Raw genomic sequence first — 14773 nt, 5'->3', positions numbered from 1 at the left:
CGAGCTTACGGCGCGTAAATCAATGACAGAGCTATCATCTACGTCGATGGGACCGCGATGGCGTCACGGGTCCGTGACAGGCGGCATTCGCGGTTGTTCCAGGAGCTCACCGGTGGCATTTCGGCCGCCGCGACGGTAAGGGGTTCGCCGCTGCGAGCCCGGGGAGTTGGCAGCGATGCGTCAAGGTCAGCGTTGGGTGACGATGAGATCGATGGTGCTGTTGCTCGGGGTCGTGTCCGTGGCCGGGTACAGCTGCGGAGGTGACGACACCGGTGAAATCTCGCCCCCGGAGGGCACGAGCGGCGGCGGCGCTACCAGCGGAGGTGACGGCGGCGGCACCGGCGGCACCGGCGGCACCGGGGGTGACGGGGGTGGCACGCTGCCGCGTCTATGCGCCCCGGCCCGATCGCACGAGCAGATCCCTCAGCGCCACTCGGCGACGGTCGAAGACGCCCTCGATACCTTCGCCAACCTTTCGGGGGAGATCGAGATTCAATGTGGCAACTGCCACAAGGCCCCAGCAGAGCAAGGAGATTTCTCCTACACGGGCACCCCGGAGAACCTGTGCAACGCGCGCGGCAAGAGCGGCAAGACGCCCGTCGACGTCATGCTCAGCGGGGAGATGCCCTACATGATCGGCGGGCAAGAGGCGCTCGGCCGGCGGCTGCAGGCGTGGATCGAGCAGGGGTGCCCCGCCGGCACGTACGTCCTCCCGAAGGGCGACATGGAGGTCGATCCGGACGGAGACATCGTGACGCCGCGCGAGGTCGGCGACGCGCTGACCGAGCTCGGGAACTGCATCCCTGACGCCGAGATCGCCGGCCGCGACGAGGAGCTCGACGAGCGCTTCGCCGCGATGCGATCGTTCGAGGATCTCCCGGTCAAGCTGCCGGAGACCGACTTCGTCTCGCTGGACGCCGAGGTGCTCGCGCGCAGGGGGACGTTCGCTTACGCGCCGACCTATCCTCTGTGGTCGGACGACGCGGCGAAGCTGCGCTTCGTGCACGTCCCGGCTGGGCAGGCCATCACGTACGACCCGGAGACGAAGAGGCTCCGCATCCCGCCGAACACCCGCTTCTACAAGACGTTCTTCAGGGCCGTGGTCGAGCCCGACGGGGGCACGCGATACCGCAAGATGGAGACGCGCATCATCGTGACGCGCGAGCAGGCCGAGGACGCGATCTTCGGTACGTACGTGTGGAACGCGGAGGAGACGAGCGCGAAGCTCCTCGGGACCGGGCTCGATCCGGCGTCACCGGACAGCAGGGAGCTCTACCTGAACGGAAAGCCGTTCCCCGACTACGTCCGCCCTTACACAGCCGACGAGGCCACCGGCGCACTGCAGAGCTACGCCGTGCCCGGCGCGACGCGATGCGTGGCGTGCCACACGGGCTCGGAGAGCGAGAGCTTCGTCCTCGGCATCACGCCCTTCCAGCTCCACAAGCGACCCAAGGGGGAAGGCGGCGTCTACACGCCGGACGTGCTCGCCGACGAGCTCAATCAGCTCGAGCGTCTCCTCGCTTACGGTGTCGTGCGCGGCACGTCGGCGACCCTCACGCCCGACGACTTCCCCAAGCTGGAGGAGTCTGCGCTGCCCCGCCAGCCGCGCAACGCCGACGAGCTGAACATGCAGGCCTACATGGCGGGCAACTGCGCCCATTGCCATAACCCGCGCGGCTATGCGGTGGCGAGCAAGGCGACGCTGCGAGGCCTGGATATGTCGCCTGGCGGGGGCATCTTCGGGTTTCGCATGGATACCGTGGGATCGGACGGGCTGCCCTACTTTCCTGGTGTGCCCGCGTCCTTCGATGAGCTCGCCATCCAGAACTCCATACCGGGCGGAGGGATCTACCGTCGGGTCGTCCTGCCCACGGGAGCGTGGACTCTCCGCGAGTTCGACCTGCCCGTGGAGAACGAGGAGGTAAGCTCCTTCTTCAACCTCCACATGCCGATGCACACGGCGTCGGTGGACTGCCGCCTGCCGGTCCTCGTGGCGCGCTGGTGGGCGTCGGTGCCGCGCGATTACGAGCGTGGCGGACAGGAGGCGCCGGAGGATCCGGAGGCGATCGAGCTCGCACTGCGCGCGGCGGACGCCGCGGAGGCGCGCGCCCTTCACGACTGCGAGGAGCATCGCGATATCGGGTGGGTGCTCGAGGACACGACCGAGCGCTATCCGTACGTCCCACGCAACATCGACTGGAAGACGAAGCTCGACGACTGGATCCGCGCGGAGGAGGTGACGAGCGAGCACGAGGCGCTGGCGAAGAAGGCTTATGCTCAGGGGTTCTTCGCCTCAGGCTGCGCGTTCCCAGGGGATGCGCCAGAACCCGATACGGTGGAGCAGTGGATGATCAATCCGGGCACCGGGAGGCCGCGCCAGCCGTGGAGCGCGATCTACTGGGCCAACCCGGGGGAGCATATCTACGCCGGTATCTGCTCGAATTGCCATGGGATTTACGGAGACGCCCAGACCGGCGCGTCCAGAGCGCTCCGCGCGACCTCCGGGGCAAGGGTGGCGAGCTTCGTGGACGGGCTCTTCGGCCCGCGCTGGGCGCCCAACGAGAACCTCGCCACGTTCCATGGGCCCGACGCAGGGGAGAACGACCTCGGCCCCGACGGGGCGGCGAAGTACCTCGTGTGGATGGCGACCGGGGGCACCACCGTCTCGTTCGGCCGTACCCCGGAGGAGGAAACGACGTTCTTCAACGTCTTCGTGAACAACCGGATCGTGACCGCGGTGCCGATCCCGCTCGATCTGGCGAGCGCGAAGGAGGCTTTCAAGCGTTCGAAGGCGAACATGCTCGGCGTCGCGCGCGCCGCCTGCGATGAGATCCGCACCGATGCTCATCGGTTCGGAGCCGCGTACGACGCCGCGGCTGCGAGCGGAGATTGGGCTCTCATCGTGAGCAACGCCGTGGCGCCGGAGTTCGGCGTGCCCATGTGGAGGGACGTGTGCACGCTCAGAAATCCTCTCACGGATGAGCTCCGCACCGCGGACGCGAGCTCGCCGGAGGTCGATGCATGGCTCCGGAGAGCGGTCTTCAACGCCGGCGTGATGGCCTACATCTACATGCGTGACGAGCTGACGAAGGGAGTCATCGCGGTTCCGCGTGACGCCTGCGAGCTGAAGTTCCCGAGGTAGTGAATCGTTCTGGCGCGTGCGACGCGCTACACGGAGATGTGTTACGATGAACATGCATCAACGATGGCTGATCATGGTGGGTGCGCTGGCCGGGCTTTCGATCTTCACGAGCGCATGCGGGGACGACGATACCTCGTCACCGTCGGGGCAAGGCGGAGGTGAGACCACGAGCGCCAGCGCCAGCACGTCGTCGGGCGGTAGCTCTGACGGCGGCGGCGGCATGGGCGGCAAGGACGGCACGGGTGGCGCCGGCGGCGCTGGCGGCACGGGCGGCGCTGGCGGCATGGGCGGCGCTGGTGGCACGGGCGGCGCTGGTGGCACGGGCGGCGCTGGCGGCGCCGGCGGCGCTGGTGGCGCCGGTGGCGCTGGTGGCACGGGCGGCACGGGCGGCGCTGGTGGCACGGGTGGCGCTGGCGGCACGGGCGGCGGCGATCCGGAGGAGTGTGGCCTGCCGCCGGACACCGACCCTGAACCCAAGGTCCGGCTCGTCAACGCCCTTTTGCCGAACCGCACGAACACACCGGTGGGGGTCGGCGACCCGCCCGCGCTCCGCCTCTATGCGAACGGGGCGCCGGTACCCGACACAGAGGCAGTGTCGCCCAGCAGGATCGCCGCGTCCGTCACGAGGTACGCCAAAGTCACGGCGGACGCGATCACCTTCTCGGCACGGAGTGATGACGGAACCGGCGGTGGCATAGGCGACGCGCTCACGATTTCGGCCGATCCACTGACGGTTGCCCCTGGGACGCGCTACACGATCGTGGCCGTCGGAATCCTGGGCACGACTGGCACGACGACGCCGCGGCTTCTCATCGCAGAAGAGAAGTTCACGACGCCTTCATGCAGCGAGGTCGCCCTGCGCTTCGTGAACGCCGACTCCGTCTTGTTCAATCCGAAATCGTTCTACATCGACCAAAGCGCCACGGCCGCCGCGGCGCCCGGCTGGTTCACCGCCAGCGCTGCAGAAGGCGTGCTCGTGCCCCTGTCGACCCGGTCGATCACGGTCACCGCGCCGAGGAACTTCGGTCCGACGGGTCAGGCGCCGTTCTCGCTCTCTGCGGCATCGCTCGTCGGCGGGCGATCGTACTTCGTCATCGAGACCGGGCAGCCGACCCGCGTCGTCGGCGACGCGCGCGCACACGGGCTGCTCATCGTCCCGGCGGGGGACGACTCGCCTGCCGTGTTCGTCAAGCGGGATCCGCTCGTCTATCTCTTCCACGCATCGCCGCCGCCCACGCCGTCGCCCCTCGCGGTGTACTCGGGCACGGAGAGGATCGCCATCAACCTGAGGTATGCGCAGGCGCCGACGTACACCGATCTTCCGCCGGGTGAGTCGACGCTCTCGCTCGTCGCGCCCGGCGCCGGCGGCTCGGGTGACACCGTGGTGGTCGGCGCTCAGCGGACGGGCCCGCTGGAGCCCGGCGCGATCTACCTGGGAGGCTTGCTTGGCACCACCGGCGAGACGGGCGAGAAGGCGCTGCAGCTCAAGCTGTGGAAGGTTCAGCCGGACATGCCCGGGACGCTCACCACCCCGCGCGTCATGTTGATCAACGCCTCGGCGACAGCGCCCTCGGTGGATCTCGGCCACTGGTCGATCAATGAAGACGGGACCCGAGGCGACACCTTTACACCCGTGCTCACGGACGTCGCGTACGCGTCGGCGAGCGCCAGCACTGGCGTCGAGTTCACGCCGCCGCGCGCCGTCGGCCAGCAGTGGGTGGGCGTTCGACCGGCCGGCTCGGCCGACGCCATCCGGAGTGTCTCGGCAGGCGTGGAAACGTCCTGGTACACCGCCGTCCTCCTGGGAGATTGGGCCTCATCCGACCCTGCGAGCGCCGCGCAGCTCGTGTTCATAAGCAACTTCGGCGCCGTCCCCGCGGCGCTCCCGTGGCCGCTGCCGAGCCCCTGACCGGTCGGAACCCTGCGCATCTCTTCGACCGTACTGTTCGACCGTACTGATTTCCTCCCCGCGCACCCCTACGATACGCAGCTTGCCTGGCGGCCTGCCCGAGCGGCAGGCGCCGCCCGGCGCGCGCTGCGCGTCGGCTCCTCCTGACCAGGGTGCACATGAAGAAAGTTGTCGGAGCGCTGTTGATGGGATCATGGCTTCTCGCGGCCGCCGCGTGCGGCGACGACGGGCCGACCGAGCCTTCCTCGGCCACGGGCGGGGGCGGCAGCTCGGGCGACGGCGGCAGCGACGGAGCCGGCGGCAACGGCGGCGACGGTGGCACCGACGGCGGCGACGGCGGCGACGGCGACGGCGGCGGCGCGCCCGAGGGCATCCGTTGCCCCGGCTCCGACCTCGTGTGCCCCGAGGGCTCGCGGTGTCAGATCGACACGGACGGCAAGCCCTCGGGCTGCACGCCGGCGTGCGACGAGGCGCGCGCCTGCGGCGACGCGGCGTGCTGCAGCCCCGGCGCCGCGTGCGTGGACGGCGGCTGCGCGGCGGCGGACCTCGTGCTCGAGCCCGCGCAGCGCGGAGAGCCCGTCACGTTCGCCGCGATCACCGTGGGCGAGGACGCGTGCGAGCTGATGCACGGCTGCGTCGGCGCGAGCGGGCGGCGGGCGCTCCTGCGCTTCAACGTCTCGCTCAGGAACGCCGGCGACGTGCCGCTCGACCTCGGCGCGCCCTCGGAGAGCGCCGTGTTCGAGCCGAATTTCTGCGAGGACAGCTACGTCGTCCCGCGCTTCTTCCGCGCGCGCCTCAAGCAGGGCGAGGCGGCGGTCGCCGAGGCCGAGCTCGACGCGCGCTGCGTCGCGATGCCGGGCGGCCAGTACAGCTGCAGCGCGCAGGGCCTCGGCCCGGGAGAGCGCGTCGATCAGCCCGGCACCGTCGCGTGCAACGCCGTCGACGTGACCGGCGTGCCGGCCGGGCTCTACGAGCTCGAGATCACCGTCAACCCGAACAGGACGATCGCGGAGGCGAGCTTCGACAACAACACGATCGTCCTCCCCGTCGACTACCCCGCCTGCGACGGCGCGATGTGCGGCGGCGCGTGCTGCCCGAGCGGCCACGCGTGCGCGGACGGGGTCTGCATGGTGCCCGACCTGCGCCCGAACAAGGAGCGCATCGTCGACACGGTCCAGTTCTCGTACCAGACGTTCCCCGCGGACGCCTGCGAGATCGTGGAAGGGTGCATCGCCGGCCCCGGCAGGCGGCACCTCCTCCAGTTCGAGGGGCGCATCGAGAACGCTGGCCCCGCCCACCTCGACCCGGGCTCCGAGTTCGACAACCCGCTCTTCGAGTACGCGCAGTGCCACGGGCACTTCCATTTCAGGGAGTTCACCGATTACCGGCTGGTCGACGCGAACGGCGAGGTCATCGCGCGGGGCCACAAGCAGGCGTTCTGCCTGACGGACATGGAACCGCTCGATCTCGAGTCCCCGGCGACGCCGGGCTTCCCGACCTCGGGGGGCAATGGGTGCAACTTTCTGAGCGCGGGGTGGGCCGACATCTACGACGTCGGCGTGCCGTGTCAGTGGGTCGACGTGACGGACGTGCCCGAGGGGGATTACATCCTCCGCGTCGCCGTCAACCCGACCGGCGCGGTCGCCGAGCAGTCGATCGAGAACAACGTGGTCGAGGTGCCCGTCCACGTCCCGGCGTACACGGCGTGCGTGCCCGAGCCGGAGATCTGCGGGGACCTCGTGGACCAGGACTGCGACGGCGTCCCCGACAACGGCTGCGCGGGCGCGGGGTGCGTCGTGCCGCTCCCCGAGGTGTGCGGCAACGAGGTCGACGAGAACTGCAACGGCGTCCCCGACGACGGCTGCGCGCCGATCCCGGGCGCCGACAGCTGCGAGACGCCGGGGGAGCTCGCGGCGCCGATGGATTACGCCGCGCAGATCACCGCGGAGAACACGTCGGACGTGGCCCTCTCGTGCGGCGGCGAGGGCGGCGAGGTGTTCTTCCGGTTCACGCTGCCGTCCGAGCAGGTCGTCTACCTCGGGACCCTGGACTCCGAGCTCGACACGGTGCTCGCGGTGCTCGAAGGCGACGGGTGCGGCGGCGCCCCGGTCGGCTGCGCGGCCCGGAGCTGCGGCCGCTCCATGCTGGGGGCGCACTTCGCGGCGAAGCTCCCGGCCGGCGCCTACACGGTGGTGGTCAAGGCCGTGAGGCCCGGGGACTCCGGCCTGGTGCGCCTCCGGTTCGAGCGCCCGACGTGCCTCGGCGAAGGCGCCGGGGTCATCGCGGGCAGCGGGCTCTTCAGCGGCGACACCACCGGGGCGCCGATCCCGCCCGCGGCCGTGTGCGGCCCGAGCAGCCCCGAGCAGCCGTACTATGTCCCCGTATGCCCGGGGGTCCCCATCCTCGTGTCGTCGTGCGGCCTGACGGAATTCCCGATGACGCTGAAGACCGCGGACGATGCCTGCAATCCCATCAATGTCCAGTGCTCCAGCCCCCTCGGGGCGTGCACGGGCGCGCCGGACGGGGCCAACGCCTCGATCTTCGGGATGCGCTCGGGAGGGGGCCTCGGCTCCATCACCGTGAGCGGACGCACGCCGGTGGATTTCGGGCCGTACCAGCTGTTCGTCACGCCGTTCTTGTGACCGGAGCGCGCCGCCGGGCATGACCCGCGCGGCGGCGCTCCTCGCGCGCCACGAGCGAAGTTTGCGCTCGGCCTCGGGCGATCTGCGCTAGAACCGCGCCCATGCGAGCCAACCATCCGTCCGAACGGAGGCGCCTCCGGGCGCTCTCGTCCCTGTCCAGCGCGCTCGTCGCCGCGCTCGGCCTGACGTTGCCCGCCTACGCCGCGCCCCCCGCCGCGGCGCCCCCGGCCGCTGCGGCGCAGCCCGCGACGGCCGCGCAGCCCGCGACGGCGCAGCCCGCGACAAAGCCGGCCGCTGCGGCGCAGCCCGCGACGGCGGCGAAGCCCGCGGCCGCGCAGCCCGCGACCGGGGCCAAGCCGGCCGCGCCGGCGCCGGCAGGGGCGACGCCGGCCACGACGAGCGTGAGCGTCATGATCCCGGTCGAGAAGTACACGCTGGAGAACGGGCTCGAGGTGATCCTGCACGAGGATCGCCGCACGCCCGTCGTCGCCGTCAACCTCTGGTACCACGTCGGCTCCAAGGACGAGCCGAAGGGGAAGAACGGCTTCGCCCACCTCTTCGAGCACATCATGTTCCAGGGCTCGAAGCATGTCGGCGAGGACATGTTCTTCAAGTACCTGGAGCGGGCCGGCGCGAGCGATCGCAACGGGACGACCAACGCCGACCGCACGAACTACTTCGAGACCGTCCCGGCCAACGAGCTCGGGCTCGCGCTCTGGCTGGAGAGCGACCGGATGGGGTGGCTGCTCGATCACGCGAACGAGGAGACGTTCGCGAGCCAGCGCAACGTCGTGAAGAACGAGCGCCGCCAGAACTACGAGAACGCGCCCTACGGCCTCGTGCCGCAGTTCCTCCGCGCGGCCATGTTCCCGGAGAGCCACCCCTACCACCTGCTGACCATCGGCACGCCCGAGGACCTCGACGCCGCGCGGATGGAGGACGTCCGGGCCTTCTTCAAGACGTTCTACGTGCCGAACAACGCGACCCTCGTCGTGGCGGGCGACATCGATCGCGCCCGGGCGAAGGAGCTCGTCGAAAAGTACTTCGGCCCGATCGCGAAGGGCGCCCCGCCGCCCGTCGTGACGAAGCCCGACCCCGGCGACCTCGCGACCGAGAAGCGCCTCGAGATCGAGGCGGACGTGGAGCTGCCCCGCGTGACGATCAGCTGGGTGACGCCGCCGATGTTCGCGCCCGGCGACGCGGAGCTCGACCTCGTCGCCAACGTCCTCGCCTCGGGCAAGACGAGCCGGCTGTACAAGAAGCTCGTCTACGATCTCCAGATCGCGCAGGACGTGTTCGCGGCCCAGCAGTCGAGCCAGCTCGCCAGCACGTTCCAGATCACGGCCACGCTGAAGAAGGGCAAGTCGCCCGAGCAGGCGCTGAAGCTGATCGACGCCGAGCTCGAGAAGCTGCGCAAGGCGCCGCCGACGCAGGACGAGCACGACCGGGCCCGGGCGAAGCTGCTCTCGGACCTGATCTTCAGCATGGAGCAGGTGACCAACCGCGCGAACGCCATCAACAACTACAACCAGCTCACCGGCGATCCGGGGTACTTCCCGAAGGACGTGGCCAGGTACGAGCAGGTCGCGGCCGCCGACCTGCAGAAGGCGGCCACGGATCTCCTGCCCCAGGGCAGGCGCGTGATCGCGCTCGTCACGCCGAAGCCGGGCGCCCCGAAGGCCGGGCGCCTCGTGAAGCACACCGCGGCCGCTGCGCCGGTGGCTGCGACGCCGGCGGGCGCGAAGCCCGCGGCGGCGGCGCCCGCGGTCGCCGCGCCGGCGGGCGCGAAGCCCGCGACGGCGGCGCCCGCGGCGCCGGCAGCGCCGGCGGCCGACCGGCCCGAGCCCGCGCCGGCCATCAAGAAGCCCGCGGGCGACAAGCCCGCCGTCGACAAGCCCGCGGCCGGCACGGCCGCGCCGAAGGGGGGTTGAGCCATGCGCATGAAACGAATCCTCTCCGTCTCGCTCGCCGCCGCGGCGCTCGCCGCCTGCGCCTCGAACCCGCCGGCGCCGCCCGCCGCGACCGCCAAGGCGCCGCCCGCGTCGCCCACCGCCGCGGCGCAGCCCCCCGCGCCCGCGGACGCCTTCCGCCGCTCGCCGCCGCCCCCCGGGCCGGAGGTGGTCTTCGTGCCGCCCCGGATCGAGGAGGCGAAGCTCGCGAACGGGATCCGCGTCCTCGTCGTGGAGCGGCACGAGCTGCCGATCGTCGCGGTGGACGTGACCACCGTCCGGGGCGCCGACCAGGCCGGTCCGGGCGTCGGCGCGTTCGCGGGGGCGATGCTCACGCAGGGCACCAAGACCCGCTCCGCGCTCCAGTTCAGCGACGCGCTCGGCAAGCTCGGCGCGAGCTTCTCGTCCGGGGTCAACTTCGACGGCGGCGGCGTGCAGGGCCAGAGCTTGACGCCGCGCTTCGGCGAGATGCTCACGCTGCTCGGCGACGCGTACATGAACCCGGCGTTCGCGCCGGCCGAGATCGAGCGCGAGCGCTCGCGCCGCATCACCCAGCTCGCCGAGCTGAACGACCGGCCCGCGTCGCTCCTCTCCATCGCCCAGGGCCTGGTCCTCTACCCCGAAGGTCACCCGTACAGCGCGCCGCTGATCGGCACCGAGGCGGCGCTGAAGAAGATCACGGCGGGCGCCCTCGCGCGGTTCCACGCCGCGCAGTTCCGGCCGGAGCTGACGACCGTCGCCATCGCCGGGAACATCACCAAGGCCGACGCGGTGAAGGAGGTGGAGCGGGTCTTCGGCGCCTGGAAGGGCCCGACCGGCGCGCCGCCCGTCCCGGCGAAGGCGGAGCTTCCGGCCGAGCCGCCGGCGCTCGCGGCGGGCGCGCCGCGCGTCGTGATCGTCGACCGGCCCGGGCTCACGCAGTCGTCGGTGACGGTGACGCTGCCGGGCGTGCCGCGCGCGACCAAGGACTACGACGCGCTCCTCGTGATGAACACCCTCCTCGGCGGGCAGTTCTCGAGCCGGCTCAACCTGAACCTGCGCGAGAAGCACGCCTACACCTACGGCGCGCGCTCCAGCTTCGACATGCGCCACGGGGCGGGCCCGTTCTCGGCGGCCGGCGCCGTCGTGCGGGAGAACACCGGCCCCGCCGTGAAGGAGATCTTCGCGGAGATCGAGCGGATGCGGAGGGAGCCGGTCACGATCGAGGAGCTCGCCGACGCCAAGGCGAACCTCATCCGCCAGCTGCCGGCCCGCTTCGAGACGGCGGGCGCGACCGCGTCGACGGTCGCGAGCCTCGCGGTCTACGATCTGCCGCTCGACGAGTTCGCGACGCGGCCCGCGCGGATCCAGCGGATCACGCCCGCGGACGTGCAGCAGGTCGCGCAGAAGTACCTCGTGCCCGAGCAGCTCCGGGTCGTGCTGGTGGGCGACGCCGGCGCCGTCGGAGAGCAGCTCTCGGCGCTGCAGCTCGGCGAGGTCGTCGTCCAGAAGGCGCCGGGCGCGACGGCCGCGCCGCCGGCGGCCGGCAAGCCCGCGGCGCCCCAGGCCGGCAAGCCCGCGGCGCCCCAGGCCGGCAAGCCCGCGGCGCCCCAGGCCGGCAAGCCCGCGGCGCAGCCGGCAGCTCCCCCCGCAGCGAAGAAGCCGTGAAAGCCGCGGCGCCGCTCGCCTTCGCGTGCGCGCTGGCGTGGAGCCCGACGGCCGCCGCGCAGGCAGGCCCGGCGGCGCCCGACTGGGCGTTCGGGACGCCGGGCGGCGAGGTGGCCGTCGCCGCCGTCTGCACCGCCTCGCTCGGGGCGTACCTGCTCCCCCAGCGCCGCTCGACGTGGGGCGCCGCCTCCAGCGAGGAGCGCAACGAGACCATCGGCCTCGTCAGCGACATCACCGGCGCCGCCGTGGGCACGATGCTCGTCCTCGGCAGCGGGTACGCCCTCGAGGGCGGCTACCTCGCGGGCGCCGGCGTCCGCCGCCCCTTCTCGCGGGCGCTCAGGACGTCGCTGATCGAGGTCGAGGCCGCGGCGCTGTCGACCGGCCTCTCGAGCGTGATCAAGCGCCTGGCGGGCCGGTGCCGGCCGCGCTCGTGGCGGACCGATCGATGCGGAGACACCGATCTCGACTTCGACGCCTTCCCGTCGGGCCACACCACCCCGGTCGCCGCCATCGCGGGCGCGCGGCTCAACCTCGCGCTGCGCACGACCGGCGACGCCGCGCCGCGCCTCGGCGCGCTGGCCATCGCCGAGGCGGCCACCGTGGTGACGATGGCGCTGCGGATCGGCTCGGGCGCGCACTCGTGGCAGGACGTCGGCGCCGGCATGATCCTGGGCCACGTGACGGGCTTCGCGATCGCGGCCATCCACCCGATCGCGCCGAGCAAGGCGCCGTATGCGACAGGTGCGCTGCCCGAGCCGACGCCGGAGCCCGCCGCGTTCACCTGGTCGTGGACGTTCTGATCGAGCGACGCCGGCCGGTCCGTCACCGATCGCGGTTGCGCGGGGGGCGCGGCTCGGGGCCGGCCCCTGCAGCGAGCTTCGCGCCGGCCCGCGCCGCGCCGTCGAGCAGGCCGACCAGGACGTGCTTGCCCGACGCCTCGAACAGCAGGGTGAGGCGCAGCGTCCGGTCCTTCAGCGTCTGCGCGAGCTTCTGCCGCGCCGGCCCTGCGGGGGCGCGCGCGATGGCCTCGCGCAGGTCGGCGATCTCCCGCAGGAGCTGCACCTCCTCGGGCGCGCTCCCCGCGCACCGCGCGAGGAGGACCTCCATCCGCTCGTCGCGGCTCAGCCCGCTGAGGTCGTCCTCCTTGAGCGGCTTGCCCTGCCCCGGGAGCCGGTCGAGCTCTCCGCGCGCGATCGCGCCCTGGATGCGCGCTTCGACCAGCTGATCCAGCCCTCTGAACGCCATGCTGCCGTCCTCTCCATCCGCTGGCCGGTCGGCCGCCGGCCCCGGGGAACCGCGCGCCGCGCGCCCCGTGCAGCTTCTCTAGGGAACGCTCTCGACCTCGGCCACCTCCGGCGCCTCAGAGGCCCATGCAGTTCGCGTAGTACGTCACGGTGGCTGGCCAGTCGGAGAAGACGCCGCGGACGCCCACGCCGCGCGCGAGCACGTCGAGCATCACCATCGTGTCGCCGTCGTTGTCGATGCCGTCCGCGACCGACTGGTAATAGTAGTCGCCGCCGCTCGCCAGAGGACCCGAGCGCTCGAGCGTCCACGTGATGATGTCGAGGCCCGCGGCCTTGGCGGCCTCGGCGTACTCCGAGGGCACGATCTCCCCGTCGCCGTCGAGCGTCACGAGCGCGAACAGGGGCGGCGCGACGATCTTCACGCCCTGCGCCGCGAGGCTCTCCATCCCGGAGACCGCCTCCTCGTAGCCCTCGGGCGTGTCGACGCGGCTGTCGAGGTACACGGCCTGCGCGCCGAACTCCGGCTCTTCCTCGAGCCAGTAGAGCACGTCGTCGAGGCTGAACGACTGCGCGAACACGCTCTTCGGGTCGACGCCGGCCGCCTTGTACTCGTCGATCATCTGCTGCGCGTAGTCCCGTTGCTCGTAGTCGCCCTCGTACGGCATCTCCACCTCCGGGGCCTTGAGCTCGGGCGTGAACTTGACGCCCAGGCTCGAGAAGAGCTCGATGCTCTCGGCGTGCGTGAGCAGCGCGCCGCAGGTGGCGTACAGGTCCGTGCGGAAATCCGGCGTCGACGCCATGTACTCCTCGACCGTGGCGGCGTCCGGGTTCGCCGAGTCCATCTTGCCGCAGAGCTGCCTGAACTCGGCGAGCGTGATGTCGCTCGTGCAGCACTTCGCCGACGCAGGCGTGCCGGCCTCCGCGTCGGCCGGGACGAACGGCTCCGAGCACTTCTCGGCGAGCTCCGGGATCGCGAGGATGTTCGTCGTCGTGTGGAGATCGCACTGCGCGTGACGGCACACCAGCTGGCGATCCTTGGTGAAGGTCACGTCGCACTCCACGATGCCGGCGCCCATGCGAGCGGCCGCCTCGTACGACTCCCTCGTGTGCTCGGGGAACTGCATGCACGCGCCGCGGTGGCCGATCGAGAAATCGGTGCGCTCGAAGGGCCCCTCGGAGCACGCCATCAGCTGCTCCTTCAGCTCCCCGTCGTCCATGTCCTCGACGAGGTAGTACGGCCGCGGGCCGAGCTGCACACCGTGCGACGCGGCCTCTTCGGACGGAGATTCCGGCCGGCTCGCGGGCTGCAGCGACTCATCGCCGGAGCAAGCGCTCGTCGCAGCGACGGGCAGCGCGATAAGCGCCAAGGCGGTGCCAATTCTGGCGCTCTTCTTGATCATGTGAAGCACTCCCTCTGTGAATGGATTGAAGCTCGGACGTTCTGCGCATGCTCGTGTGCGAATGTGTCTTGCGCGAAACAATGAGGCGACATCTCCGCTCTCTCCCGCGTGCCGTCGCTTCCAGAGGGCGGGTGGCGCTCGAGGGCGGCACCCGGGCGCGAGCGCGGACGGCATCCGGGCGCGCAGGCCCCCGTGGGTCGCGTCGCGCCTCCGACCGCGCGCCGATCCCGAGGGAGAACGCGCTCGGTCGGCGCGCGGTCGGAGGCGGCGACGGCGCGCGCGGGCGCGCCGTCGGGCCGCGATCCATGCTCGCGCCATGCCCATCTTCGAGAAGCGCACGCGCATCGCCGCGCCCCCCGAGCGGGTCTTCGCCTTCCACGAGGAGCCCGACGCACTGGAGCGGCTCACGCCCCCCTGGGAGAAGGCGCGCGTCCTGGAGAAGACCGGCGGCATCCTCGTCGGCGCGCGCGTGGTCCTGGAATCGCGCGTCGGCCCCGTCCCGGTGCGCTGGGTCGCGGAGCACACCCGGTACGAGCAGGGCAGGATGTTCCAGGACACGCAGCGCAGCGGCCCCTTCAAGCGCTGGGTCCACACCCACCGCATGGACCCCGACGGCTCAGGCGGCTGCTATCTCACCGACCACGTGGAGTACGAGCTGCCGCTCGGGGCCCTCGGCCGGCTCGGCGGCGGCCGCTTCGTCCGGCGCAAGCTGGAGCGGATGTTCGACTACCGCCACGAGGTGACGCGGCGGGCGTGCGAGGCCCCGCCGCGGTAGCCCCTCCGCGTCCAGCCGCTGCGGCGGCCACGCCGGGCGCGCCCCATCGCGCCGCGCGCGGGGAC

General features: G+C 71.7%; 9 protein-coding genes. 7 read left to right on the top strand and 2 right to left on the bottom strand.

Features of this window, described 5'->3' with window-relative positions:
* Nucleotides 1-211: 211 nt before the first annotated feature.
* From WME98_RS33250 to WME98_RS33225, 6 genes are all read left to right on the top strand, one after another.
* Nucleotides 212-3142, top strand: coding sequence for a hypothetical protein (locus tag WME98_RS33250; protein ID WP_437945714.1), 2931 nt, complete (start codon nt 212-214; stop codon nt 3140-3142).
* Between the two features lie 52 nt (nt 3143-3194).
* Nucleotides 3195-5051, top strand: a complete 1857-nt coding sequence (locus WME98_RS33245; protein ID WP_437945713.1) for a DUF4397 domain-containing protein — start codon at nt 3195-3197, stop codon at nt 5049-5051.
* A gap of 185 nt (nt 5052-5236) precedes the next feature.
* A complete protein-coding gene (locus WME98_RS33240; protein ID WP_437945712.1) occupies nt 5237-7693 on the top strand; it encodes a lysyl oxidase family protein in 2457 nt (818 codons plus the stop codon).
* 101 nt (nt 7694-7794) lie between these two features.
* Nucleotides 7795-9624 (top strand): M16 family metallopeptidase, encoded by a 1830-nt coding sequence (locus tag WME98_RS33235; protein ID WP_437945711.1) that lies wholly within the window; start codon nt 7795-7797, stop codon nt 9622-9624.
* Nucleotides 9625-9633: 9 nt separating this feature from the next.
* On the top strand, nt 9634-11289 hold the full coding sequence (locus tag WME98_RS33230; protein ID WP_437945710.1) for a M16 family metallopeptidase: 1656 nt from the start codon (nt 9634-9636) through the stop codon (nt 11287-11289).
* Nucleotides 11286-12089, top strand: coding sequence for a phosphatase PAP2 family protein (locus WME98_RS33225; protein ID WP_437945709.1), 804 nt, complete (start codon nt 11286-11288; stop codon nt 12087-12089). The genes WME98_RS33230 and WME98_RS33225 overlap by 4 nt, the downstream gene beginning before the upstream one ends.
* A 22-nt stretch (nt 12090-12111) precedes the next feature.
* Here WME98_RS33225 and WME98_RS33220 read toward each other — a convergent pair whose 3' ends face one another.
* On the bottom strand, nt 12112-12534 hold the full coding sequence (locus WME98_RS33220; RefSeq protein ID WP_437945708.1) for a DUF1992 domain-containing protein: 423 nt from the start codon (nt 12532-12534) through the stop codon (nt 12112-12114).
* A 115-nt stretch (nt 12535-12649) separates the two neighbouring features.
* Nucleotides 12650-13933 (bottom strand): glycerophosphodiester phosphodiesterase family protein, encoded by a 1284-nt coding sequence (locus WME98_RS33215; protein WP_437945707.1) that lies wholly within the window; start codon nt 13931-13933, stop codon nt 12650-12652.
* A gap of 316 nt (nt 13934-14249) precedes the next feature.
* On the opposite strand from WME98_RS33215, the gene WME98_RS33210 reads away from it, so the two are divergent.
* Nucleotides 14250-14708 (top strand): SRPBCC family protein, encoded by a 459-nt coding sequence (locus WME98_RS33210; protein WP_437945706.1) that lies wholly within the window; start codon nt 14250-14252, stop codon nt 14706-14708.
* Nucleotides 14709-14773: the final 65 nt, after the last annotated feature.

It is taken from the genome of Sorangium sp. So ce296 (assembly GCF_051529605.1).
Classification (GTDB): domain Bacteria; phylum Myxococcota_A; class Polyangia; order Polyangiales; family Polyangiaceae; genus Sorangium; species Sorangium cellulosum_D.
The sequence above is the reverse complement of the archived record's forward strand: the minus strand, read 5'-3'. Positions and strand labels throughout refer to the sequence as shown.